Here is a 1,118-nt window from a genome sequence, read left to right on the forward strand (position 1 = left end):
CCCCCTTCAACTCATTCTCGCCGTGGACTGTCTCACCACCAGCTTGGGCTCGTAGACGATGGACTGTGGTTCCTCCCCATCCCGTCGCCCACGGTCAATTGCACGCAACACCCACTTCGCTGCATCCAGGCCCATCTGCATCTTCGGATGCTCCACGGTCGTCAACTTGATTTCCGTCGCCTCTGCCAGGTAAGAATCATCATATCCAACCAGCGACACATCCTCCGGTACGCTCAACTCCATTTCCCGCATGATGTCCAACACTCGAATGGCCAACTGGTCGTTGTAACAAACCACCCCCGTCGGGCGCTCGTCTACATCCTGACTCAGGACATCCCGCACACGGCCAAGTACATCGCTACCCTCTTCCTCTGTCCGATACGTAATCAGCATCTCTGGCGCCACCGAAATGCCTGCCTCTCTGCACGCGTCAATAAACCCCTGCATCCGGTACACACCCTGCAGGTCGTCCGTCTTGAACACGCCCATCAATCGACGATGCCCCAACTGAATCAGATGCTCGCTCGCCATCCATCCGCCTTTTTTGTCATCCACGATGATGTGCGGAGGATCCAACTGCGGATAGAACTGGTTGATCATCACATAGGGAATCTTTCGGCGCTCCAATTCCAAGTAGTAACGGATGTTAGGGTTGTACGTACTACTCTCTGTCGGTTCGATGATCAATCCGTCTATTGGCCTGCTCAGCATCGACTGCAAACACTGCGCCTCTTTCCCAATGTTGTTATACGTACACGCCAGAATCAACGAGTACCCTTTGCTCGTCACATGCGACTCGATCCCGCGAATGATAGACGGAAAGATATAATCCGAGATGTACGTCGTGATGACCCCAATGTACTTGCCGCTCTCCTGCACTGCCGGACCACTACTTGTACGCTCTTCCGGCGGGTACGCGCAAAACGTACCTGCGCCTTGCTCCCGATACAGCAGCCCTTCATGTACCAAATCCCCGACCGCTTGCCGGATCGTGTGCCGGCTCACTCGGAACATCTTGATGAGCTCGTTCTCCGAGTATATCTTCTCCCCCGGCTTTACCTTCCCACTGCGGATCCACTCTTTAATTTGTTCCTTGACCACCACGTATTTGGCTGGCG

General features: G+C 54.6%; 1 protein-coding gene. It reads right to left on the reverse strand.

Annotation, left to right across the window (positions count from 1 at the left end; genetic code table 11):
• Positions 1 to 6: 6 nt before the first annotated feature.
• A partial coding sequence (locus C7445_RS14435; protein ID WP_134161416.1) for a GntR family transcriptional regulator occupies positions 7 to 1,118 on the reverse strand: 1,112 nt, incomplete at its 5' end.

Source organism: Alicyclobacillus sacchari, assembly GCF_004366795.1.
Lineage (GTDB): Bacteria > Bacillota > Bacilli > Alicyclobacillales > Alicyclobacillaceae > Alicyclobacillus > Alicyclobacillus sacchari.